Raw genomic sequence first — 23,431 nt, forward strand, 5'->3', positions numbered from 1 at the left:
CGCAGCGGCCGGCGGCCGGCCCGTCGCCGCGCGCTAGCGGATCAGCTTGCCGGTCGACGACACGATCGACATCTCCACGAACGACGAGCCGGTGTGGCGCGCGGCGCTGTAGCTGATCAGGATGCCACCGAGGTCATAGTCGCGCATGCCCTCCAGCGCCGCGACCAGCCGCTCGCGGGTCAGGTCGGGGCCGGCGCGGCGCAGGCCTTCGACCAGCACCTTGGCCGACATGAAGCCCTCCATGCCGGCGTTGGACAGCTCCACGCCCTGCTGCTTCGCCAGGCTGCGGTATTCGCTCGCCAGCGTCATCTGGCTGGAGTTGGTGCCCGGCACCACCTGCGTGATGATCAGGCCGCGCGCGTCGTCGCCGAGTTCGCGTATGAAGGCATCGGCAGCGTTGTTGGACAGCGTCACGAACTGCGCCTCGCTGCCGGCGCGGCGCAACTCGCGGATGACGCGCGCCGCCTCCGAGCCCGAGCCGATCACCAGCACCGCCTGCGGGTTGGCCTTGTGCATCGCCGCCACGCCCTGGCTGATGTCGCCCATGGGCCGGGCGAAGTTGACCGTCGCCGCGGGCTGCACGCCGCGCGCCTGCAGCGCGGTGCTGTAGCCTTCCAGCACGTCCCGGCCGAAGCCGTCGTTGGCGTAGAAGATGCCGATACGGCTCATGCCCGAGGTCGCCAGGTGATTGATCGCGCGCGCCACTTCGTCCTGGTACTTGGCGCGCACGTTGAAGACGTAGCGGTTCACCGGCCGGTGCAGCGTGATGGCGCCGGTCAGCGGCGCAATCAGCGGCACTTTCTGCGCGGCGATGATGGGCAGGATGCTTTCGTTCTGCGGCGTGCCGCGCACCATGAACAGCGCGAACACCTTGTCTTCGTCGAGGAGCTTGCGCACGTTGTCGGGCGTGCGCTTGGCATCGAAGCCGTCATCGTAGGTGACCAGTTCGATGCGCCGCCCGGCGACGCCGCCGTTGGCATTGACTGTGCGCAGGTACACCTGTGCGCCGGCGATCTGCTCCTTGACCGAGCCCGCCACCGGCCCGGTGATGCCCGCCGACTGGCCGATGCGGATGGTGCTGCGGGTCACGCCCGGTTCCGCCTGGGCCGTATGCGCGGCCCACCCCAGCGTGACGGCCAGCACGCCGCACGCGATCCATTTCGCCTTCATTGTCTCGACCCCTCTGCCTGGACGGCTGCTTTCGTTATTCTGTGGCGACGCCGCGGACAGGGCCCGGACGCCGTCACGCAAGGTACCGCATGCGTCCGACGGGGGCAAACCGGGAAAACAGGGGGTGTTGCAGCGGCATCACACCGGAGCCGGGGGACGGTTCCGGTGCGCGCCGGAGCGCGCCCGCGCGGGCGCGCGCGAAGAGACATGCGGCGCCAGGTGGCGCCAGCCGGCGGCAGGCGCCGGATCAGGGGAACGCCGGCACGGCCGGATCGACGCCGGCGAAGCTGGCTTCCGGATGCGCGTTGCGCAGCAGGGTTTCGATTTCTTCCACGCGGCTGCGCGGCACGTCCAGCATCAGCAGGATCTTGCCCGCCTCGATGTCTTTCTCGAACGCGCGCAGCCGGCTGTTGGGGGCGGAACTGCCGATCATGCTTGCGGCCCAGGCCCCGAACACCGCGCCCAGCACCGCCAGCACGCCGACCAGCCCCCACTGCGGGGTGTCGCTGACGATGGGGAACATCGCCACCACCACGCCGGCCACCACGCCCACGCCGCCGCCGACCATCAGGCCCATCTCGGCCGCATGGACGATGTCGGAAGTCTGGAACAGGTTGGCTTCATGCAGGCCGGTCATGTCGGCACCGTCGCGCGCCACGAAGTGGATGTGGCGGTTCTCGACGCGGGCCAGCAGCAGGTCATCCATGGTGCGTCGGGCACTCGCCAGGTCGGGCAACAACCAGAAGATGCGTTTGCGCATGTCTCTCTCCTTGTACAGGCCGCACCACCGGTGAGGTTGAGGCTGGTCGGAAAGTACCGCTGGCGGCGCGGGGTTATTTCTTTGTACGCCGTTCATGGGGCCAGCGCAAGGCGCGTTTCGGCGCTGGCGCACGGTGCCGGCGCATGTGACGCGCACGCGTGTCCTGCCCGGGCGGGGCACGCGTCACGTCTGCATCATGGCATTCAGAAAGTGATCGGCAGGCGCACATTGACCTGCAGGTCGGGCGTGTCGCGCGTCAGCCCCGCGCCCACCGACAGGTTGAGCGTATAGCGGTTGTTGAAGCGGTACGAATATCCCACCAGCAAGGTGCCCTGGGTCACGCGCACCGAGCCGGGCACGGTCATGCCGTTCTGCTTGGTCGGCCAGATGATGGCCTGGTCATAGCCGATACTGAACGACGCCTTCTCGTTGAGCGACAACCCCATGCCGAAGCTGAACTCGAAGATGTCGCCCGGCGCGATCTTGCCCAGGTTCTCTTTCTCGCCGTTCAGCACGGTGCGGCTCACGTTGTTGCGCGCAAAGTTGTGCAGGTAGCTGAAGGTGCCGAAGAACACCGCCGGATCGGTCGGCAGCAGCCAGGTGATGCCGGGCTGGATCGCCTGGAAGCCGGTGCCGGTGGGCAGCCCCAGCGGCAGGCCGGTGCCGGTGGTATTGCCGACGCAGCGCGTCACGCAATCGGTCACCACTTCGAACGGGTCCTTGCCGGTGGCGGACTTGTAGCGCAGCCAGCCGACAAAGTACGGGATGCGCTCGTTGCCGTAGTTGAGCTGGTAGCGCAGCGTCGCCTCGACATCGCCCAGGCCCTTGCCGCTGGAATTGAACACGTTGTCGACCGCAGTGCCGGTGAACACCTCGCGGCTGATGGTCGAGCCCGAGGTCTGCACGTACGGGACCTTGGCCTCGATCTCGAACCGCTTGGTGACGCCGTAGCGCAGCGCGATCGATTCGATATAGGTCGAGGTCTTGACCTCGCGCACATCGATCAGCCCGATCAGGATGGCCGGAATGATCGAGTAGCCGACCAGCGCGACGCGGTTGTTCGATGAGTAGCCGTACTGGAAGCCCGGCTCCACCACGAGCTTGCCCTCGGCGGTGAGCACCCCGGGCTGGTCGATCAGCGGTGCCACCTCGGGCGGGCGCCGGTCGCTTTCGGGCGGCCGCCCCACGGGCTCTTCCACGGCCACCGTCTGCGGGCTGGCGGACTCGCCTTGCTGTGCCCCGGGCTGCGGTCCCTGGGCCATAACCTGTTGTGGACTGTTGGCCAGACCCGGCGCGCCCTGCGTGGCACTGGCGGCCGCTGCCGCGGTGGCGGCATTGGTGGCGTTGTCGGCCGGCATCACGCCGGGCCCGGAGCGCTGGCCGCCGCGCTTGGCGGCCAGCACCTCGGTGCCGATCACGCTGCGCAGTTCGCGGATCACTGCCTCCTGCTCGGCCAGCGCGCGCTTCATGGCATCGAGCTGGCTAGCCTGCTCGGCGAGTTCCCTCTGCAGTGATTCCAGTCCGGCCGCGGGTGGCCCCGCCTCCGGCGGCGTCTGGGCTTGCGCCAGTCCGCCGAGCAACAGCAACGTCGAGCATCCCGCATTGCGGATGCCCTGCATCGAGCGCTTCTTCATCGCGTCTTCCTCCCCCGGACGGCAGGCTGTTCTGCAGGAGCCCGCGACCTGTACTGCCGCTACCTCGCTAACGGCTATCTCATGCTTGCGGCCCGCAGCAGCGCATTGTTCAGCGCCGTGTTGGCCAGTTGCGACCGGAAGGCCTGCAGCGTATTGACGCTTGCGTCGATTGTCATCAGGCTCCGGATGCTCTGGTTGTTCAGCGTGTTCTGGATCACGGTCACCGGCGTACCCGCCAGTGCCCCCACCGATGCGGCATTGCCCGGGCCGTTCTGGATCACGTTCAGCAACCCGTTGGTGACGACCTGGCCCGTGGCGGTACTTACGACTGTGGTCGGCGGGCCCGACGCACCGGTCGCGCCTGCCGCACCTGCTGCGGCCGTGCCGCCTCCCGCCGCACCAGCGCTGGCTGCGGCGCCGCCGTTGGCCGCTGCCGAAGCCGTGCTTCCCGCCCCAGCACCACCCGCAGCCGATGCCGCCGCGCCGGCGCCATTGGCATTCATCGCCGCGGCAGCGTCGGCCGTGACCGGATTGCCTGCCAGCGCGTTGGCCACAGCAGCATTGGTGCTGGCCACGATGGCGGGCCCCAGCGTCGCGGCGAGCCGCGCGGCCTGGTCGGCAGTGATGCGGCTGATGTCCGGGATGTTAATGCTGGTAGCGACCACCAGGTCGCCGTTGATATACACCGCGCGTTCGATACCGAACGAAACCTGCAGCCCCGGCATCTCGAAGCCGCCGCGCATGTCGTCGAGCTTTTCATGTGCCACCGGTTTCCAGCCGGCCATGCTGCCGCGCGCGGCAGCCACAGGGTGGGAGTCGCCGCGCTCGCGCGCGGCCATGGCGGCCTGCGCCGGAGGCGCCGCGGCATCCGCTGCCCCGGGCTGCGGCGGCATGCCGGCCTGTGCCGTGCCGGCGTACGCCAGGCCGGCGCCCAGCACCATCGCCGCGGCCGCCGAGGCGGCGCTGCGTGGCACGGCCGGGGGCGGCAAGGAAGTCTGCAACATGATGCGTTCCTCAAAAATCTCCGGTGCCATGGCGGGGCATGACCGTGAAGAACAGGTTGTCCCGGTTGACGCCCATCCAGTAAGGACCGCTGGGCGCGACGCGCCAGTCCGCGGCGACATTGAAGCGCGCGCGGTCGGTGCGGTTGTGGATCACGAACAGCAGCTGGCTGTCCCAGATGCGCTCGAACTGCTCGCGCGACATGGCACGCGTGCCGCGCGCCGGATCGCCGACCAGCACGCGGTCGCCCTTCACGCCCTTGACCACCACGAAATGGTGGTAGCCGTTCTCGACGATCAGCACGATCGCCGGCACCTGCGTTTCTTCCAGCTTGGACAGCGGCACCTCGAAGCCATCCGCCTCATAGCCCAGTGCGGCCAGGAAGCGCTTCATGTCCAGCAGCGAGAACCCCTCGGCGCGGATCTTCTGCTGGTCGCCGTTGAGGTACATGTTCTGGAACACCGTGGCCTCGTTGATCGGATGGCCGTACTGGTACGTCAGCAGCGTGGCCACCGCGGCCGAGCCGCAGCTGAAGTCATACTGCTGGCGGATGGTGGACTTGAAGCGCGCCTCGCGGATGCTGGTGACCCTGACGCTGTAGGGCTCGCCCACCGGACCGTACAGCGCGACGTCGGCGGCCTGCGCGCCGGGCACGTGCGCCCCGGCCAGCAGCCAGGGGACACATGCCAGCAGGATTCGCAACGGCTTCATCATTTGAACTGGACGTTGACGATGGTGGCGTTCTGGATCAGCACGTTCGATCCCGAGTTCTGGATCGCGGTGGGAATCCCGGCCGCATTCGAGAACGCGCCTTCCGTGATGTGGTTCGTGCCGGACAAGGTATTGACCGCGGCGTTGTCGGCCACGGTGCCGTGCAGTCGCATATCGTTGACGGTGACTTCGGCGCCACCGCGGATGTCATCCAGTGTAGACACAGGAACAGCTTTCGCCACCCCGGCGAACAAGGTTGTCCTGACTGTTGGCGGCGCCGTGCTGGTGCTCGCCGTCTCCGGCGCCGCGCCATGGGCCGCGCGCGCCGCGGCCATGGCGGCCTCCAGCCCTGGCGGCTCCGCGTGGGCCTGCAATGCTGGCCAGGCAAGTAATGCCGCGGCAAAGGTGCCGACGGCGAAGCGGACCGGTTGCATGGTGTTCCCCCCTGCCGATGCGCCGACTCTCTCCACTCGGCTGCATGGCAACTTGGCTTGCGTAGGCATGACAGGGCCCGGGCGCCCGCACACAGGATGCGGGCGCCGGTCCTGCCGGCATGACTGCGAAACCGCCGGCCGGCCCCCGGCGCAAGCCCGGGGTCCGGCCGCGTTGCGCGTCTTACCTGCCGCCCACGTTGAGGTTGGCCTGCACGTTCACGCTTTGCTGCACCAGCGAGGCCACGCCGCTGTTCTGGCTGGCCATCATGATGCCCGCCGCCGTCTGACCAACGCTGGTCATGGTGTTGGACATGTTGAAGGTGCCTGCGTCGACCAGGTTGTAGCCGCCAGCACCGCCGGTACCGCCAAGGCCGCCGTTGCCGACGCCGCCGGTGCCACCGGTACCGCCAGTCGCTGAACCGCCGCTACCGCCACTGCCGCCGCTGCCGCCGTTACCACCGTTACCACCGTTACCGCCGTTGCCCGCGGAGTTGCTGCCGTTCGTGGCCACGCTGGTGGCCGCCCCGGAGGTAGCCGCCGCGCCGGCACCGCCGGCACCGCCAGTGCTGCTCTGCGCGCCGCCGGCACCGCCGGTCGCCGTGCCATTGCCGGCCGTCGCGGTCGCGCCCGCGCCGCTCGAGCCGCCCGCACCGCCGGTGCCGCTGCCGGCGCCGCCGGTCGCGACCGAGCCGGAGCTGCCGGAGCCGCCCGCACCGCCGGTGGCACCCGCGCCGCCGCCCGTGCCCGTGCCCGCGCCCGCCGTGTTGGTACCGGTCGCACCGGACCCGCCACCAGCGCCACCCGCACCGCCGGCATCCGCGCCACGGCCGTTGGCATCGCCGCCGCTGCCGCCCGCGCCGCCGGCCGAACCGGCCAGGCCGCCCAGGGCACCGCTGGCACCCAGGCCGCCGCCGCCGATCGCGCCGGCGCTGCCGCCACGGCCGCCCGCGCCAAGCGAGGCGCTCAGTGCACCGCCGCCCTTGCCGTAGGCATCACCGCCGCTGCCGCCCTTGCTGCCCGCGGCGCTGAGCGCGCTGCCGCCCTTGCCATAGGCGCTGCCGCCATCGCCGCCCCAGCCGATCGCGGCGCCACCATCGCCACCGTCGCCGCCCACGGCCCTGCCCGTGGTGGCATCGCCGGCGCGAGCCCCGCCGTTGTAGGCGAACGACTTGGCACCGACTGCACCGGCAGCGCCAGTCGCACCGGCAGCGCCGACAGCCCCGGAACCGCCGCTGCCGCCAGCGCCGTTACCGCCGGTGCCGCCGGTGCCGCCCTTGCCGCCGAAGCCGGTGCCGCCGTTGGCGTTACCGAAGTTCTTGGCCACATTGCCGATGTTGGCGACCGTATTGCCGGTGACCTGCCCACTGAGCTTGCTGACCGCGATCGCCTTGCTGGTGTTGAAGGAATTGGCGATGCTCGACGAGGCATTGCCCGCGTTGGCGGCGGCATTGCCCAGCCCGCCCTGGTCCAGCGTCAGGCGGGTGCGGTTGTCGGAGTTGGTCTTGGTCTTGTTGTTGGAGTTGGTGCGGTTGTTGGAGTCGTTGGTCGACTTGTCGACCGCAACGTCGACCGTGGTGGTACGGGTGCTGGTGCGGGTGCTGGTGCTGTGATCGGAGTTGTCCTGGTTGGAGGTCGAGTTCTCGTTGGCCAGGGACCCGGAACCTCTTTGGTTGGAATTGGCGGTGGCGGTCTGATGGTTCCAGCCATCCGTGTTGGTATTGGTCGGGTTACCCCACGCCGAACCAGCAAAGGCGAGGGCAATCGCCGACGCCAGCATTGTCTTGTTCATACGATGCTCCCAGGAGGATTTCACATTCACAGCGGCTCTGCTCCTGGCCGGCAACTCATCGATGAGCGCACGGCCGGAGGTTCCGGTCAGGCTTGCTGCCAAACCAGCCTGCCCTGCGCATAATCGGTGCCAGCTTCGTCACCTGGAGCGGCAAGTCCTTGTATTACAAGGGCCACCTGGCGTCGCGCCTCGGTTTTGGCCGATGTTTTGCCGGATCAACATGGGCCCGCGCCGATGTGCGGCCGGGGACATGTCACATTGCTGTGACAGAGGGGTCCCATCGGGTTCTTGGAGCTCCTCGAGGCCAGCCAGAAAATCCGTGTTTTTCAAAGACTTGCAGCGACCGCTCGGGATTTGCCCTGATGCTCCGGCCGCGTATCGGCGGTGAAACACGCGGCCGGGGGTGCCGCCGCCGCCGCCCATGTGGGCCGCGCCACATTGCCGGCTTGACGCGACGCTGGCGGCATGGGCAAGTCCGCGCCGCGGCCATCGCGGCGGCATCACCGGCCGGCCGGCACGCTGCCCGGGCAACGGAGCGAATCCGGCACAATGCCCGGCTGCGCCTTGGCGCAGCGTCGCACCCGCACCCGGCCCTTGTCGCGGAAACGCCTCAGCGTTTATCCTCGCTAGGCCCTATGTCTGATTTAAAGTATATTAGAGGCATTACAGACTTGTCATCTCTCCACAAGGGAAACCATGAGTGAAGCCGTCGTTCCCCTGTATCACCAGATTTACGTGGTACTGCGCCAGCAGATCGTCGAAGGCCGCTTCGGCCAGGGTCCCTTGCCCGGGGAGATTGACCTCGCCAAGCAGTTCCACGCGTCGCGCGTGACCATGCGGCGCGTGTTCGACCGGCTGGTGCAGGAAGGGTTGGTGCGCCGCCATCGCGGCCTCGGCACCTTCGTCAACCCGCATCCGGTGCGCCCGGCCGCGGCGGCCGGCGAGGAGCGCGGCACCAGCCTGCTCGACAACATCATCGACATGGGCCAGAAGACCTCGGTCAAGGTGATCTCGATCGATGAAGTCCATGCCACGCCCGATGTCGCCGACTCGCTGCAGATCGAGCCCGGCGACCCGGTGGTGAAGATCGTGCGCGTGCGCCACTACCGCAACCGTCCGCTGTCCCACATCACGGTCTACCTGCCGGCGGCGCTGGGGCGGCCGATCACGCGCCAGGCGCTGGAAGAGACCCCGGTGCTGCGCTTGCTGGAAGCGGGCGGCATCAAGCTCGGCCGTGCCAGCCAGGTACTGTCGGCGCGGCTGGCCGACGTGGTGGTCGCGCCGCTGCTGGACGTGCCGGTCGGCGGCGCGCTGCTGGCGGTGCGGCGCGTGGTCAAGGACCAGTCCGGGCGTCCGGTGCAATTGCTGCTGGGCCAGTATCGCCCGGACCGCTACGAGTACCGGATGGAACTGTCGCCGGCCGGCGTCGACAGCGCCAACGTCTGGGTCGAGAGCGAAACCCGCCCGGGCTTGCGCGATTGACTCGCGATTGACTCGCGATTGACCCGCGATTGACGCCACGGGAGTTGCCCCGGGCTTGCGTTGGCGGGGGTGCGCCGGACCCCGTTCCGCGCCATACTGCGCATCCCTGATCACATCGAGCGAGGACCGCCGCCATGCCTGAATTCCGTCCGTCCAGCCTGACCCGCCTGCCTTCGATTCCGCGCCGCGCCACGATGCGGCGCCTTGCCACGCTCGGCTCGCTGGCCGCGTGCGCGCTGGCCTTGCCGCTATCGGCGGCCGCGCAGGCCCAAGGCCAGTCCCAGGCGCAGCTTGCCGGCGGCAAGCCGATCCGGATCCTGGTGGGCGCGCCGGCCGGCGGCACCACCGACACGCTGGCGCGCACCATCGCCCAGGAGATGTCGCAGGAGCTGGGCCAGCCGGTGGTGGTCGAGAACCGCCCCGGCGCCGGCGGCAATATCGCCGCCGACCTGGTCGCCAAGAGCGCGCCGGACGGCAGCACGCTGCTGATGAGCTTCACCAGCCATACCATCAACGCCACGCTGTACAAGAAGCTGCCGTTCGACCCGGTGCAGGACTTCACGCCGATCACGCTGGTCGCCACCGTGCCCAGCGTACTGGTGGCCACGCCTCGCCTGGCGGCCAACAACGTGCCCGAATTGATCCGCCTGGCGCGCTCGGAGCCTGGCAAGCTGAACTTCGCCATCGGCTCGGTCGGCTCGTCGCTGCACATGGCCGGCGACATGTTCAAGATGATGACCGGCACCTACATCGTCAACATTCCGTACAAGGGCACCTCGCCGGCGCTGACCGACGTGCTGGCGGGCCAGTGCGACCTGATGTTCGCCAGCACCATCAACGTGCTGCCGCACGTGCGCGCGGGCAAGCTCAAGGTGCTGGGCGTGACCAGTCCCGCGCCGCTGCCGCAGTTCCCGGGCGCGGCGCCGATCGGCAATACCGTCAAGGGCTTCGAGTCGAGCGCGTGGTTCGGGCTGTTCGGCCCGGCCGGCATGCCGCACGAGACCACGCAGGCGCTGTACCAGGCCGCGCGCAAGGGGCTGGAGTCCCCCGCGGTGCGCAAGCGCCTGGAGAACGACGGCGCGCAGCCGATGGGCACGCCGCCCGAGGCCTTCGCCGCGTTCGTCAAGCAGGACGTCAAGCGCTGGGCGGGCGTGGTCAAGTATTCGGGGGCGTCGCCGGAATGAGCGCCCTCCCCGCCACGCTCGCGCAGAAGCTGGTGGCCCGTGCCGCCGGGCTGGCGCATGCCGAGCCCGGCTCCGTGGTGATCTGCCAGGTCGACCTGGCGATGTCGCACGACTCCAGCGGCCCGCGCCGCGTGGCGCCGCTGCTGCAGGAGCTTGGCACCGGGGTGTGGGACCCGTCGCGCTATGTGGTGGTGACCGACCATTTCGTGCCGGGCGGCGACGCCGAATCCGAATCGATCCTGCGCTTCACGCGCGACTGGACGCGCCAGGCCGGCGCGCACTTCATCGACGCCGAGGGCATCTGCCACGTGGTGCTGCCCGAGCGCGGCCATGTGCTGCCGGGCCGCCTGATCGTCGGCGGCGACAGCCACAGCCCCACCGGCGGCGCCTTCGGCGCCTACATGTTCGGCGTGGGCGCGACCGAGATGGCCGGCGTGCTCGCCACCGGCGAGATCTGGCTGCGGGTGCCGGACACCATCCGGCTGCAATGGGACGGGCAGCTCGCGCCCGGGGTGTGCGCCAAGGACATGATGCTGTTCCTGTGCGCCACGCTGGGCATGGGCGGCGGGCGCTACCAGGCGCTCGAATACACCGGCAGCGCCGTCACCGCGCTGCCGATGCAGGAGCGCATGACGCTCACCAACATGAGCACCGAGCTCGGCGCGCAGACCGGACTGGTCGCGCCCGATGCGGTCACGCTGGAATGGCTGGCGCAGGCCGGCGTGCCGGCGCAGACGCTGGCCGCGATCGACCTGGACCACTGGCGCAGCGATGCCGGTGCGCCGGTGCTGGCCACGCACCGCTTCGACGCCGCCGCATTGGTACCGCAGGTGGCCGCGCCGCACTCGCCCGCCAACAGCGCGCCGGTCGACCGGGCCGCCGGCGAGCCGGTGCAGATCGCCTACCTGGGCGCCTGCACCGGCGCCAAGCTGGAAGACCTGCGCATGGCCGCGCGCGTGCTGCGCGGACGCCGCGTTGCCGCCGGCGTGACGCTGCAGGTGGCGCCGGCCTCGCGCCGCGACCAGCTGCGGGCCGAGCAGGAAGGCACGCTCGCCATCCTCGCCGATGCCGGCGCGATGCTGCTGCCCAATGCCTGCGGCGCCTGCGCCGGCTATGGCGCGGCGCGCTTCCCGGCCGGCAGCCGCGCGATTGCCTCGACCGCGCGCAATTTCTCGGGCCGCATGGGCGACGCCGGCAGCGCGGTGTGGCTGGGCTCGCCGATGACGGTGGCCGCCAGCGCCGTCACCGGCTGCATCACCGATCCGCGCACGCTGCTGGAGTAACGCCGCGGCCCCTGACCTCGTGCCCGCCGCCGGCGGGACAGACTTCCCGCATGACCTCTGCCTTCGCCCCCGCCCCTGCCGGCCGCCTCTGGCGCTTCGGCGACAACATCGACACCGATGCCATGGCCCCCGCCGTGCTGATGAAAGCGCCGCTGCCAGTGCTGGCCCGGCATTGCCTGGCCGCGGTGCGCCCCGAATTTCCCGGCAGCGTGCGCCCCGGCGACGTGCTGGTGGCGGGCGCCAACTTCGGCATCGGCTCCTCGCGCGAGCAGGCGCCGCAGGCGCTGCGCGAACTGGGCGTGGGGGCGGTGGTGGCGCAATCGTTCGGCGGGCTGTTCTATCGCAACGCCATCAACCTGGGCCTGCCGGTGCTGGTCTGCGCCGACACCAGCCGGCTGGCCGACGGCGCGCACGCGGTGCTGGACCTGGATAGCGCGCAGTTGCGGCTGGACGACGGCAGCGTCGCGGCGTGCGAGCCGATCCCGGCGTTCCTGCGCGCCATCCTGGCCGCGGGCGGGCTGGTGCCGCACCTGAAGGCGCGCCTGGCGCGCGAACGCGGCGCCCGAGGCTGAATCCGCGGCGCAGCGGCTCAGGCCGCAGGCGTGGAGGCGGCGCGCAGCAGCGCCAGCGCCTCTTCGTCGCTGGTCTGGCTGAAATCGAGGTAGAACGCGCCGACCGCGCCGAAGCTGGGCGGCGTGTTCAGGCAGATCACCTCGTCGGCGGCCGCGGCCAGGCTGGCCAGCCCGTCCTGCGAGCCCACCGGGGTGGCCGCGATCACGCGCGCCGCGCCGGCCATGCGCACGCCTTCGAGCGCGGCGCGCATGGTGGCACCGGTCGCCACGCCGTCATCGACCACGATCACCACGCGTCCGGCGCGGGCCGGCACCGGCTTGCCGCCGCGGTAGCGCTGCTGGCGCCGGGCGATCTCGTCGAGCTGGCGGCCGCGCTCGGCATCGAAGCTGCCGCTGTCGACCGCGCGGCGGGCCCAGGGATCGTCATTGACCACCGTGTGCGGTCCGCCACCGCCGGCATCGCCCTCCACCACCGCGCCCAGCGCCAGTTCCGGGTAACCCAGCGCGCCGATCTTGCGCACCAGCAGCACGTCCAGCTGGCCGTCCAGCGCGCGCGCCACCTCGAACGCCACCGGCACGCCGCCGCGCGGCAACGCCAGCACCAGCGGCGGCTGGCCCAGCTGCGCGGCGCCAAGGCCCAGTCCGGCCAGGTGGCGGCCGAGGTATTGGCCCGCCTCGCGGCGGTCGGCAAAGCAGGGGGGCAGGGACATGGCGGTTTCCATCGGAGCAGGACGGCCAGCGCAGGCGTCCCTCCGCCAAATATAGACCCTGGCGCTGGCGGCGGCGGCGGCCCGCGGGCCACTTCCAAGGCGAGCCAGCGCGCTCCGGCGCCATTAGGCGCGCTCGTGCAACAGTGTGTTGAGGCTGGGGTGGCTGACTTCGCCGCAGTGCAGCATTACGATGGCTGCTGGCGCTGACAACGCCAGACCGACATTGCCGGACAGGCCGCCGTGCCCGCCCCGGCCTATCGCATGAGCCCTGACATGACCACGCCCTCCCCCGCCCGCGCCGCCACGGCGCATTCCCAAGCCGACGCCACGGCAGACGTCTCCCCCCTCTCCGCTCCCGACATTCCGTTCGGTTCGCTCGAAGCCGCGGCAATGGCCGAGCTGCCCTACACCTTCCGCCCGGCCGGCACCTGCACCCGCTACTACAACGAATTCTTCGGCTGAAGCACAGGCGGCGCGCCGGCCGCCATCACGGTCTCGCACAACGCGGCCAGCCGCGCCGCCATGTCGCGCGCCGCGGCCGGCAGGTCCGGCTGCGCGTGCAGGCTCAGTTCCACATCCGGCACCGCGGCGGGCCAGCCGTGCTCCAGCACGGTGTGGTGCGCCGTGGCCAGCCGCCGCGGCAGCAGCGTCACACCCAGGCCATCGGCCACCGCCGCCAGGATGCTGGCCAGGCTGGCGCTGACAAAGGCCACGCGCCAGCGCCGGCCGCCGGCGTCGAGCGCGTGCGTCATCTCGCCGCGATACAGGCCGCCCACCGGGAACGCCACCAGCGGCACCGGGTCGCGCGCCACCGCCGGCCGGCTGCGGCTGTCGATCCAGCACAGCGGCTCGGGCCAGCTGGCCAGCCCCTGTACCTGGCCGGTGCGCTGCTTGACCAGCACCAGGTCCAGCTCGCGGTCCTGGAAGCGCTGCCACAGCTCGTGGCTCATGCCGCTGGTCACCTCCAGCCGCATGCCCGGCCAGTCGTCGGCAAACCCGGCCAGCACCGGCGTCAGCGGCCGCGCGGCAAAGTCCTCGGGCACGCCCAGCCGGATCTCGCCCTGGCCGGCGCTCTGGCGCAGCTGCCCCACGGCCTCGGCCATCAGCTGCTGCAGCCGGCGCGCATACCCCAGCAGGCGCTCGCCTTCCGGCGTGGTCGTGACATAGCGCCCGCCGCGATCCAGCAGCACGCAGCCCAGCTGCTCCTCCAGCCGGCGCACCTGCTGGCTGACGGTCGACTGGGTCAGGTGCACGCGCTGCGCGGCACGGGTGAAGCTGCCGCTTTCGGCGACGGCGACAAAGCTCTGCAGCAGCACGGGGTCGAGGCGGGGGTCCTGCATGGCGGCGTATCCATTGGCTTTTCCACTGCCGGCGATTTCATCATTTAATTTCCCAATTACCAAGCGCCGGCGTAGAGTTTCGGCACGATGCCCCGGCCTGCGTCCGGGCGCCATCGCGCCGACTCCATGCACCATGCCGCGTTGCACGCGAGCATGTACCCACTTTTCTGCCAACCATGACCACTCACCAGGAATTCATGCGCGAGGCGGTGCGCCTCGCGGCGGCCAACCGTGACCGCGGCGCGCGCCCGTTCGGCGCCGTGCTGGTGCTCGACGGCGAAGCCGTCGCCACCGGCGTCAACGACATCGTCCACAGCCACGACCCGACCACCCATGCCGAGATGGAGGCGGTGCGCGCCGCCGCGCGCAAGCTGGGCCGCCCCGACCTGCGCGGCAGCGTGGTCTATGCCAGCGGCCATCCGTGCCCGATGTGCCTGGCGGCGATGACCATGGCCGGGGTGCAGGCGGTCTACTACGCCTTCGACAACCAGGATGCCGCGCCCTACGGCATGTCGAGCGAGGCCGCCTACCAGGCGCTGCGCCTGCCGCTCGACCCGCCACCGCTGCCGCTCACGCGGGTGCCGGTCGACCTCTCCGCCGCGCAGCTCTACGGCGTGCGCCCGCGCCGTGGCTGAAGGCGCGCGCCCGGTGCGGCCCCAGCCGCCGCGCTGGCTGGTGCTGGCGGCCGTGGCCGGCATCGGCCTGAACCTGCGGCCGTTCCTGACCGCGGTCGGGCCGCTGGCGCCCGCCATCCGCGGCGGCACCGGCCTGAGCTACCAGGGCATGGCGTGGCTGACGCTGCTGCCGATGCTGCTGATGGGGGTGGGGGCGTTCTTCGGCCCTGTCATCCGCGCCCGGCTGGGCGCGCGCACCGCGGTGCTGGGCGCGCTGGCGCTGCTGGGTGCCGGCTGCGCCGTGCGGCTGGGCGTGGCCGGCGGGACCTGGCTGATCGCCTCGGCGGCGCTGTGCGGGCTGGGCGTGGCGGTGGTGCAGGCGGCGTGCCCGGGGCTGGTCAAGCAGGAGTTCCCGACGCGCGTGGCGCCGGTGATGGGACTGTATTCGGCCGCGCTGATGGGCGGCGGCGCGCTCGGCGCGCAGCTTTCGCCCTATGTGACCGAGCTGGCCGGCAGCTGGCGCGAGGCGCTGGCGCTGTGGGCCGTGCCCGCGCTGGCGGCGCTGGCTCTGGCGTGGGTGGCACTGCCGCACGGCCCGGCGCGCCAGCAGGCATCGCTGCCGGCCGCGCCGTCTGGCCGCTCGCCCGTCGCCGCCGGCAGGACCCGCGCGCTGCTGCGGCGCCCGCGCACCTGGCTGCTGATGATCAGCTTCGGCGTGATGAACGGCGGCTATGCCTCGCTGGTGGCATGGCTGGCGCCGTTCTACCAGAGCCACGGCTGGAGCGCGCCGGCCAGCGGCTCGCTGGTGGCGCTGATGGCGGTGGCGCAGGCCGCCGCGGCGCTGCTGCTGCCGGCACTGGCGGCGCGCCGCCTGGACCGGCGCGCGTGGATGGCGCTGGCGCTGGCGCTGCAGGTTGCCGGCTTCGCCGGGCTGGCGCTGTGGCCGGACCTCGCACCGCACGCCTGGGCCGTGATCGGCGGCGCCGGCCTGGGCGGCTGCTTTGCGCTGTACCTGGTGGTGGCGCTGGACCACCTGCCCGACGCCGACAGTGCAGGAGCGCTGAGCGCGGTGATGCAGGGCGGCGGCTTCCTGCTGGCGTCGCTGGCGCCGTGGATCACCGCCATGCTGCAGGCCCGCACCGGCAGCTTCGCCGCGGGCTGGTGGTACCACCTGGCGTGCGCGGCTGTGGTGGGCGTGCTGACCATGCGGCTGGACCCGGCACGCTACGGCGCCTCCTTTGCGTTGCCGGCCTCCGCCGGCTGCGCGCGGCAGGCTGGATGAGACCAGCCCGGCCGCGCTGACGGCGCGCGGCTGATACCAGTCTGGCCGTCAGCCGGCGCGAGCTCCCGCGTCAGCGGGCCGGCGCGGCCTCCACCACGGCCGTGGCATCCGCCGGCATTGGCTCCTGCGGCAGGGCGAACAATGCCGCGGCGGGCGGCGACAGGCCCTGCAGCCATTGCAGGGCGAGCACGATAAGCATGACCGGCATGGCGCCTCCTTCCCGCATACGTGGCCACTTCTCACTGGTATAGCCCATCGCGTCCGGGCGGCGCCTCATGCCGACGCGCCGCGTTGCCACGCGTACCCGTTTCTGCGTGGCCGTCCGGCCCGGCCGGACACCATGGCAAGCGCACGCAGCCAGCCCCGCCTTGCGAGATTTATTTCCCATGTAACGTCACATTACCTTCGCCAGGGTGTCCGCGGGCCGACCGACGGGTCCGCCGTATTGCCCGCCAAGCCTTGCCTGTCAACGGATTCCGGAGGGGCAGGCGGACGCGGCGGGCGCTGGCTCGTGCCGTGGCCCCATGTGAGACAGGCTTACAAGTGCAAGCGCGCAGCGCGGCAGCCGGCCGCTACATTGACACCGTGTCCAACGCGATCCCGCCAGGAGCCAAGATGAAACGAGCCCTCACGCTGGTGGTGCTGCTGTCCACCACCGCCGCACTGCTTTCCGCCTGCATCGTGGTGCCCCCGCGCGGCGGCCCGCCGCCGCGCCACCACCATCATCACTACTGATTCCGCCACCGCCCAAAGGAGCCCTCCCATGAAACGCCAACTCCTGCTTGCTGCAGCCGTCCTTGCCACGGGCGGCGCCTTCGGCCTGACCGCCCCCGCCGAAGCCCACCAGGCGCCGGTCGCCCGCGGCTACGGCCATCCGCCGCCGCCGCCGCGCTACGAGCCGCACCCGGCCGCGCGCCGCGGCCAGGTCTGGGTGCCGGGCCACTGGGAAGCCCGCGGCGGGCGTTATGCCTGGCGCGGCGGCTACTGGCAGCCGCAGCGCGTGGGCTACCGCTATGTGCCCGAGCGCTGGGTCCGGGGCCCGCACGGCTGGGTCATGCGCCCGGGCCGCTGGGTACGCTGAGCCGGACGGCCGGCGCCATCATTCCGCCTTGAGGCCTTGCTCCCCACCGATGGGTGGTGGCAAGCCCGTCGCGGCCGGTGGCGCCGGCGCCGCCGCGCTCATCCATGGTGGTAGCCACGCCTCATCCAGAAGCACTAGACCATGTGCGCGAAGTGCCGGCAAATCTGCCGAATTGATTTCACAACCAACATTTCCGGGGCGCGTTTCATAATTGGAGCAGCACCACTGATGGTGTATTCCGGACACCCCTCATTAGGGTTATAAAACCGTCATATCCGGCAAGAGATAATAGAATCTGTTTCAGATTTGCAACCAATTTAATTCTGAATGTCACACCGATGAAACCACCGGGAACGGCGCCAGCGCGGCGTTTCCGGAACCTGGGAGGGGTAAATGCGCAATATTTGAAAGGATTATGAAGGTCCTTTCATTCCCTCCCTCATTCCAACTCGGACCCCCTCGCTTGCATTCCCCTCCCCCAGCCCATAAGATGAATTCCAACTGATTTAGGAGTAACAAGCACCCGGGGTCGGATTCGGGGTCATCCTTCCAGCCATGGGCAAGTTCCAGCCACAACAACGGAACCGCCCGGCATGGAAGCATGGGGGTCAGCCACAGAGCCAGCCACCAGTCACCAGCCATTGGGTGACGGCGGTCCTGTCACGTCTTCCATACGCAAAGTGCCCCGCAGTCCCTCCCGGGTAAAAACGGGGAGTGAAGTCCATGAATGCGTTGCTGATCGAGGAGCACCCGCTGCTCCGGCTCGGGCTGTTGCAGATGCTCGAGAACATCCAGGAATCCGCGCAGGTGGCGGCCATTGCACCGGCGGATATGGCCAGGCTGGACGCCCGGCACCAAAACGCGGACCTGCTCGTGTTCGGCATGCCCGCCGACCCCGCGCCCGGCTGGGTGCTGCTGGACCAGGCCCGGCAGACGCTCGCGCCGCAACGCATCCTGATCCTGGCCGACACCCTGCCCTTGCATGTGCCGACCGCCGACAGCGCGCGCGGCATCTGCGGCTGCCTGCCCAAGTCGGCTTCGCTGGCGGTGATCGAGGCCGCCATCCGCATGGCCGTGTCGGGCGTACAGGGGCTGCTCTTCACTGCCGAGACCGGCACCCTGCCCTCGGCATCGCGCTCGGCGATGCCGGCCACGCAGTCACTCGCCTCGGCTGCGCCGCTGCCGCTCAGCGCCGCGCATCCGGCCCAACCGCCGGGGGAGCAGTTGCCGCTGGCGTCCTGCGCCAGCACCCCGCGCGCCGCCCTGCGTACCGCCGTGGCGCTGCGCGACCTGACCGAGCTCAGGCCCGGCCAGCCGCTGTCCGCACCGGCCCCGGCGGTGGTCTCGCCCACACCCGCTGCCATGCCGCTGACCGAGGAAGAACCCGGCTACGACGAAGCTGAGATGCTGAAGATCACGCCGCGCCAGTACGAGGTGCTGGTGCTGCTGGCGCGCGGCTATCCGATCAAGACCGTCAGCCGCATGCTCAACATCTCGGTAGCGACGGTGAAGAGCCACGCCTGCACGCTGTACCAGCGGCTCAAGGTGCGCAACAAGGGCGAAGCGGTCTACGCCGCCCTGCAGCGCGGCGCCACGCTGGAATGGGTCAGCGGCGACGAACGCATCACGCGCGAAACCAATGGCGCCGGGGTGGCGCCAAGGCGCAACGAACCGCCGTGCCAGGCGGTCCGGCCGGCGGTCTGATGCCGGCCTGAAGGTTTGCCGCGCGCCGCGCCCGCACAGACGGGCCGGCGCCAACCCGGCGCTTGCCGGACGGGAGGGGTCATCATGCAAGCCAGCACGTTCTTGCCCAGCTTTTCCGTGTGCGTCAGCACGCGCGACCATCCGGACGGCCTGCGCCGTACCTTGCAGTCGATCGCGGCCTCGACCATGCCGCCGCACCAGCTGATCGTCTGCGACGACAGCAGCCACGACGCCACGCGCGCGCTGATGCGCGATGCCCACCCCGACATACCCTGCCTGGACGGTCCCCGGCGCGGCGCCGCCGCCAGCCGCAACCGCCTGCTGCGCGCGGCCACCGGCACGCACGTGCTGTTTCTCGACGACCACGTCACGCTGGGGCCGACCTTCCTGCAGCAGATGGGCGAGCGCCTCGCCGACGACTTCATCTACCGGGTCGCCGCGGGCGGCAACGCCGACGCGCTGGTGCTGACCGGCACGGCGATGTGCGCGGGCCAATGCCTGCGGCCGCAGCGCGAGGATTTCCTCGGGCAACCGTTGCGCCAGCCGCCGCGCCGCGCCGCGCGGGCGCGGCCGCTGTGCGCGGTGGTGCTGTCCAGCACGGTGTTCCCGCGCGCGCTGCTGGAGCGGCTGCCGTTCGACGAGTGCCTCGATGCCGACTACGACGTCGCCGACCTGACCGGACGCGCGGTCTACGGCTGCGGCTGCCGCATCGAGCTGATTCCGAGCGCGATCAACCAGCTGGAGGGCCAGCGGCCGCCGCCATGCGCCGGCAGCCCGAGCGCCGATGCCGCGCGCATGGTCACCATGCTGCATCGCTACGGGCGCAGCCAGCACCGCCACGACAAGGCCGCGCTGTTCCTGATGCTGGCGCTGCCGCACAACCTGGGCCAGCACCTGCACCGCAGCGGCTGGCGCGGCGTGGCACCGTTCTGGGCCACCACGCGCCTGCTGTGGCAGCACTTGCGGCTTGCGCCTGGCCATGACGACGCCGCGGAACGCGCCCGCAGCGAGGTCACGACACCGATGCCGCGCACCTGATCCGTGGCGGCGCGCCCACACGGCCGGCCGCCGTTGTGTGGGGTAGCAGACGGTGCGGCGCCGCAGCGCGGCGCTACAGTCGCCCCACTTGCTAACGGATCAGAGCCATGGGCGCAAACGAGCTGGACACACTCGGTCATATCACCGCCACCGGGCCGGAGCGGGCCGCACCGCGCGGGCGCAACGGCATCCGGCGCGCGCTGATCACCGGCATCACCGGGCAGGACGGGTCGTACCTGTGCGAACTGCTGCTGGCCAAGGGCTATGAAGTGCACGGCATCAAGCGGCGCAGCTCGCTGTTCAACACCGAGCGCATCGACCACCTGTACCAGGACCCGCAGGCGCAGGAACGCCGGCTGATCCTGCACCACGGCGACATGACCGACACCGCCAGCCTGGTGCGCGTGGTGCAGCAGGCGCAGCCGGACGAGATCTACAACCTCGCCGCGCAGAGCCACGTGCAGGTCTCGTTCGAAGAGCCCGAATACACCGCCAACACCGACGCCATCGGCACGCTGCGCCTGCTCGAGGCGATCCGCATACTGGGCATGGAAAAGCTCACGCGCTTCTACCAGGCCTCCACCTCCGAACTCTACGGGCTGGTGCAGGAGATCCCGCAGAAGGAAACCACGCCGTTCTATCCGCGCAGCCCGTATGCCGCGGCCAAGCTCTATGCCTACTGGATCACGGTGAACTACCGCGAGGCCTATGGCATGTACGCCTGCAACGGCATCCTGTTCAACCATGAAAGCCCGGTGCGCGGCGAGACCTTCGTCACCCGCAAGATCACGCGCGCGATCGCGCGCATCGCACTCGGCCTGCAGGAAACGCTGTACCTGGGCAACCTGTCGGCGCTGCGCGACTGGGGCCATGCGCGCGACTACGTCGAGATGCAGTGGCTGATGCTGCAGCAGCCCGCGGCCGAGGACTTCGTCATCGCCAGCGGCGAACAGCACAGCGTGCGCGAGTTCGTGCAGCGCGCGGCGCGCGAGCTGGGCATCACCATCACCTTCCATGGCAGCGGCGTCGACGAGGTCGGCATCGTCGAGCATGTCGATCCGCCCGCGCCCGGCGGCGCGATCGCGCCGGCGTGCAAGCCAGGCGAGATCGTGGTGCGGGTCGATCCGCGCTACTTCCGCCCGACCGAGGTGGAAACGCTGCTGGGCGATGCCAGCCGGGCGCGCGAGCGCCTGGGCTGGACCCCGCGCATCGGCTTTGCCGAACTGGTCCGGGAAATGATCGAGGCCGACTACGCCGCGGCTCGCCGCGACGCGCTGGTCAGGCTGGCCGGTTTCCAGGCCTTCAACCATCTTGAGTAGCCGCGTGCACGGCCACCGCGAGGATCCCATGAACCAGGCCCTGGCAGCGCGCCCGCGCATCTTTGTCGCCGGCCACCGTGGCATGGTCGGCTCGGCCATCGAGCGGGCGCTGCGCGCGCAGGGCGGCGCCGACATCGTGACGCGCACGCACGCCGAGCTGGACTTGTGCGACCAGGCGCAGGTGCGGGCTTTCTTCGCCAGCCAGCGCATCGACGCGGTCTACCTGGCCGCCGCGCGGGTCGGCGGCATCCATGCCAACAATACGTATCCCGCCGAGTTCATCCACCAGAACCTCGCCATCGCCACCAACGTGATCCATGCCGCCTGGCAGGCCGGTGTGCGGCGGCTGCTGTTTCTGGGATCGAGCTGCATCTACCCGCGCCTGGCGCCGCAGCCGATCAGCGAAGCCGCGCTGCTCACCGGCGCGCTGGAGCCGACCAACGCGCCCTACGCCATCGCCAAGATCGCCGGCATCATGCTGTGCGACAGCTACAACCGCCAGTACGGCACCGACTACCGCTGCGTGATGCCGACCAACCTCTATGGACCCGGCGACAACTACCACCCCGACAACAGCCATGTGATACCCGGACTGGTGCGCCGCTTCCACGACGCCCGCGTGGCCGGCAGCGCGCGCGTGTCGGTGTGGGGCACAGGCAAGCCCTTGCGCGAATTCCTGCACGCGGACGATCTGGCGCGTGCCTGCCTGCACGTGATGGCGCTGTCCGCGCCGGCCTACCGCGAGGCCGCGCCCGCGGGCTTCCTCAACGTCGGCAGCGACGACGAGGTCTCGATCGGCGCGCTGGCGGCACTGGTGGCGCAGGTCACCGGCTATCGCGGCACCCTTGCTTTCGAAACCGACAAGCCCGACGGCACGCCGCGCAAGCGGCTCGACAGCAGCGCCATCATGCGCACCGGCTGGCGCCCGCGCATTGCGCTGCACGACGGCCTGCGCGGCGTCTACGAAGAGGCCTGCCGCACCGGCACCTTGCCCGGCGGCATTGCCGCCGCGCTGGCCTGACCCAAGCGCGCGCGGAGCGGCCATGAAGATCCTGATCTACTGCCAGAACTACGCGCCCGAACTGACCGGCATCGGCAAGTACACCGGCGAGCAGGCGCAATGGCTGGCCGCGCGCGGGCACGAGGTGCGCGTGGTGTGCGCCCCGCCGTACTACCCCGCATGGCGCGTCAGCGACGGCTACTGCGCCTGGCGCTATGCCCGCGAGACGCACGGCGGCGTGACGGTCTACCGCGCACCGGTGTGGGTGCCGCGCAAGCCGTCCGGACTGCTGCGCATCCTGCACCTGATGAGCTTTGCGCTGAGCAGCGTGCCGTGCATGGCGGCGCAGCTGCGCTGGCGCCCCGACGTGATCTTCGCGGTCGAGCCCACGCTGATGTGCAGCCCGGCGGCGCTGCTGCTGGGCAGCTGCACGCGCGCGCGCACCTGGCTGCACGTGCAGGACCTGGAAGTCGATGCCGCGTTCGCGCTGGGCGTGCTGCGCCATCCGCTGCTGCGCCGGCTGGCCACGCGCCTGGAGCGCGCGCTGACCACGCGCTACCAGCGCGTCTCGACTATCTCGCAGGCGATGGCGGACGCGCTGCGCGCCAAGGGCGTCAGCCCCGCTCGTCTGCAACTGCTGCCCAACTGGGCCGACCTGCACGAGGCCCCGGCCGACGCGGCGCTGGCGTTCCGGCACGGCCTGGGCATTCCCGCCGAGGCGGTGGTCGCGCTGTACGCCGGCAACATGGGCAACAAGCAGGGCCTGGAAGTGCTGGCCGATGCCGCGCAGGCGCTGCAGGGCCACCCGCGCATCCACATGGTGATGTGCGGCGACGGCAGCGGCCGCGCCGCGCTGCAGGCACGCTGCGCCGGGCTGGCGCGCGTGCATTTCCTGCCGCTGCAGCCGCAGGCGCAGTTCCACGCCATGATGGCGGCCGCGGACATGCACCTGCTGCCGCAGCGCGCCGATGCCGCCGACCTGGTGATGCCGTCCAAGCTCACCGGCATGCTGGCGAGCCGGCGCGCGGTCATTGCCACCGCGCAGCCCGATACCGAGCTGGGCCGCCTGGTGGCGCGCGTGGGCGTGCTGGTGCCGCCCGGCGATGGCAGCGCGCTGGCGCACGCCATTGCCACGCTCGCCTGCCAGCCGCAGCGGCGCGCCATGCACGCCGCCGCGGGCCGCGCCTGGGCCGAAGCCCATCTGGCCCGCGACGCGGTGCTGGCGCAACTGGAATCCGCACTGCAGGCACTGGTATCGCCGCCTGCCGCGCAAGACGCCTCCGCGGTGGCCTGAGCGCCGCCGCGGCCAACGCAACGCCCAA

Annotated in this window: 23 protein-coding genes; 13 read left to right on the top strand and 10 right to left on the bottom strand. The window is 70.7% G+C overall.

Features of this window, described 5'->3' with window-relative positions; genetic code table 11:
• Positions 1–33 precede the first annotated feature (33 nt).
• From AC3FMM_RS20385 to AC3FMM_RS20415, 7 genes are all read right to left on the bottom strand, one after another.
• Positions 34–1,170, bottom strand: a complete 1,137-nt coding sequence (locus AC3FMM_RS20385; protein ID WP_488687366.1) for an ABC transporter substrate-binding protein — start codon at positions 1,168–1,170, stop codon at positions 34–36.
• Positions 1,171–1,417: 247 nt separating this feature from the next.
• The gene (locus AC3FMM_RS20390) at positions 1,418–1,930 is read right to left on the bottom strand and encodes a DUF1269 domain-containing protein (RefSeq protein WP_115682109.1); all 513 of its coding nucleotides are present in this window, start codon (positions 1,928–1,930) and stop codon (positions 1,418–1,420) included.
• Between the two features lie 203 nt (positions 1,931–2,133).
• Complete coding sequence (locus AC3FMM_RS20395) at positions 2,134–3,564, bottom strand: acetate kinase (protein ID WP_116313705.1); 1,431 nt, start codon at positions 3,562–3,564, stop codon at positions 2,134–2,136.
• A 74-nt stretch (positions 3,565–3,638) separates the two neighbouring features.
• Positions 3,639–4,568 carry a flagellin gene (locus AC3FMM_RS20400; RefSeq protein ID WP_115682107.1) on the bottom strand — a complete coding sequence of 310 codons (930 nt, stop codon included), beginning with the start codon at positions 4,566–4,568 and terminating at the stop codon, positions 3,639–3,641.
• 10 nt (positions 4,569–4,578) lie between these two features.
• On the bottom strand, positions 4,579–5,277 hold the full coding sequence (locus tag AC3FMM_RS20405; RefSeq protein WP_115682106.1) for a C39 family peptidase: 699 nt from the start codon (positions 5,275–5,277) through the stop codon (positions 4,579–4,581).
• Positions 5,277–5,711 carry a hypothetical protein gene (locus AC3FMM_RS20410; protein ID WP_116313708.1) on the bottom strand — a complete coding sequence of 145 codons (435 nt, stop codon included), beginning with the start codon at positions 5,709–5,711 and terminating at the stop codon, positions 5,277–5,279. Before AC3FMM_RS20410 ends, AC3FMM_RS20405 begins: the two co-directional genes overlap by 1 nt.
• A gap of 181 nt (positions 5,712–5,892) precedes the next feature.
• Positions 5,893–7,500, bottom strand: coding sequence for a hypothetical protein (locus tag AC3FMM_RS20415; protein WP_116313709.1), 1,608 nt, complete (start codon positions 7,498–7,500; stop codon positions 5,893–5,895).
• 696 nt (positions 7,501–8,196) lie between these two features.
• On the opposite strand from AC3FMM_RS20415, the gene AC3FMM_RS20420 reads away from it, so the two are divergent.
• The 4 genes from AC3FMM_RS20420 (at position 8,197) to AC3FMM_RS20435 (ending at position 12,021) form a co-directional block, all read left to right on the top strand.
• Positions 8,197–8,982 carry a GntR family transcriptional regulator gene (locus AC3FMM_RS20420; protein WP_018006055.1) on the top strand — a complete coding sequence of 262 codons (786 nt, stop codon included), beginning with the start codon at positions 8,197–8,199 and terminating at the stop codon, positions 8,980–8,982.
• 134 nt (positions 8,983–9,116) lie between these two features.
• Positions 9,117–10,166, top strand: coding sequence for a tripartite tricarboxylate transporter substrate binding protein (locus tag AC3FMM_RS20425; protein WP_116313710.1), 1,050 nt, complete (start codon positions 9,117–9,119; stop codon positions 10,164–10,166).
• Positions 10,163–11,449: a 3-isopropylmalate dehydratase large subunit gene (locus AC3FMM_RS20430; RefSeq protein ID WP_488687367.1), complete on the top strand. Its 1,287-nt coding sequence runs from the start codon at positions 10,163–10,165 to the stop codon at positions 11,447–11,449. Before AC3FMM_RS20425 ends, AC3FMM_RS20430 begins: the two co-directional genes overlap by 4 nt.
• A gap of 50 nt (positions 11,450–11,499) precedes the next feature.
• Positions 11,500–12,021 carry a LeuD/DmdB family oxidoreductase small subunit gene (locus AC3FMM_RS20435; protein ID WP_115711819.1) on the top strand — a complete coding sequence of 174 codons (522 nt, stop codon included), beginning with the start codon at positions 11,500–11,502 and terminating at the stop codon, positions 12,019–12,021.
• A gap of 17 nt (positions 12,022–12,038) precedes the next feature.
• On the opposite strand, the gene AC3FMM_RS20440 is transcribed toward AC3FMM_RS20435, so the two are convergent.
• On the bottom strand, positions 12,039–12,731 hold the full coding sequence (locus tag AC3FMM_RS20440) for a phosphoribosyltransferase (protein ID WP_115711817.1): 693 nt from the start codon (positions 12,729–12,731) through the stop codon (positions 12,039–12,041).
• A gap of 273 nt (positions 12,732–13,004) precedes the next feature.
• On the opposite strand from AC3FMM_RS20440, the gene AC3FMM_RS20445 reads away from it, so the two are divergent.
• Entirely contained in the window at positions 13,005–13,193 is a 189-nt protein-coding gene (locus AC3FMM_RS20445) for a hypothetical protein (RefSeq protein WP_115711815.1), read from the top strand.
• Here the strand turns inward: AC3FMM_RS20445 and AC3FMM_RS20450 are convergent.
• A complete protein-coding gene (locus tag AC3FMM_RS20450) occupies positions 13,172–14,071 on the bottom strand; it encodes a LysR family transcriptional regulator (RefSeq protein ID WP_115711813.1) in 900 nt (299 codons plus the stop codon). The genes AC3FMM_RS20445 and AC3FMM_RS20450 overlap by 22 nt on opposite strands.
• 176 nt (positions 14,072–14,247) lie before the next feature.
• Here AC3FMM_RS20450 and AC3FMM_RS20455 point away from each other — a divergent pair, with 176 nt between their 5' ends.
• Both AC3FMM_RS20455 and AC3FMM_RS20460 read left to right on the top strand, forming a co-directional pair.
• The gene (locus tag AC3FMM_RS20455) at positions 14,248–14,706 is read left to right on the top strand and encodes a nucleoside deaminase (RefSeq protein WP_488687368.1); all 459 of its coding nucleotides are present in this window, start codon (positions 14,248–14,250) and stop codon (positions 14,704–14,706) included.
• Positions 14,699–15,967, top strand: a complete 1,269-nt coding sequence (locus AC3FMM_RS20460) for a cyanate transporter (protein WP_488687369.1) — start codon at positions 14,699–14,701, stop codon at positions 15,965–15,967. The genes AC3FMM_RS20455 and AC3FMM_RS20460 overlap by 8 nt, the downstream gene beginning before the upstream one ends.
• Before the next feature lie 70 nt (positions 15,968–16,037).
• On the opposite strand, the gene AC3FMM_RS20465 is transcribed toward AC3FMM_RS20460, so the two are convergent.
• Positions 16,038–16,175: a hypothetical protein gene (locus tag AC3FMM_RS20465; protein ID WP_172581802.1), complete on the bottom strand. Its 138-nt coding sequence runs from the start codon at positions 16,173–16,175 to the stop codon at positions 16,038–16,040.
• A gap of 555 nt (positions 16,176–16,730) precedes the next feature.
• Here AC3FMM_RS20465 and AC3FMM_RS20470 point away from each other — a divergent pair.
• From AC3FMM_RS20470 to AC3FMM_RS20495, 6 genes are all read left to right on the top strand, one after another.
• Positions 16,731–17,048 carry a YXWGXW repeat-containing protein gene (locus AC3FMM_RS20470; protein ID WP_092314860.1) on the top strand — a complete coding sequence of 106 codons (318 nt, stop codon included), beginning with the start codon at positions 16,731–16,733 and terminating at the stop codon, positions 17,046–17,048.
• Positions 17,049–17,771: 723 nt separating this feature from the next.
• Complete coding sequence (locus AC3FMM_RS20475) at positions 17,772–18,752, top strand: helix-turn-helix transcriptional regulator (RefSeq protein ID WP_116313717.1); 981 nt, start codon at positions 17,772–17,774, stop codon at positions 18,750–18,752.
• 84 nt (positions 18,753–18,836) lie between these two features.
• Positions 18,837–19,790 carry a glycosyltransferase family 2 protein gene (locus AC3FMM_RS20480; RefSeq protein ID WP_488687370.1) on the top strand — a complete coding sequence of 318 codons (954 nt, stop codon included), beginning with the start codon at positions 18,837–18,839 and terminating at the stop codon, positions 19,788–19,790.
• A 107-nt stretch (positions 19,791–19,897) separates the two neighbouring features.
• Positions 19,898–21,109 carry a GDP-mannose 4,6-dehydratase gene (gene gmd, locus AC3FMM_RS20485; RefSeq protein WP_172581801.1) on the top strand — a complete coding sequence of 404 codons (1,212 nt, stop codon included), beginning with the start codon at positions 19,898–19,900 and terminating at the stop codon, positions 21,107–21,109.
• Positions 21,110–21,137: 28 nt separating this feature from the next.
• Positions 21,138–22,130 carry a GDP-L-fucose synthase family protein gene (locus AC3FMM_RS20490; RefSeq protein ID WP_488687371.1) on the top strand — a complete coding sequence of 331 codons (993 nt, stop codon included), beginning with the start codon at positions 21,138–21,140 and terminating at the stop codon, positions 22,128–22,130.
• Positions 22,131–22,152: 22 nt separating this feature from the next.
• The gene (locus AC3FMM_RS20495; RefSeq protein WP_488687372.1) at positions 22,153–23,403 is read left to right on the top strand and encodes a glycosyltransferase WbuB; all 1,251 of its coding nucleotides are present in this window, start codon (positions 22,153–22,155) and stop codon (positions 23,401–23,403) included.
• Positions 23,404–23,431 lie beyond the last annotated feature (28 nt).

The organism is Cupriavidus sp. 207A1, assembly GCF_057798955.1.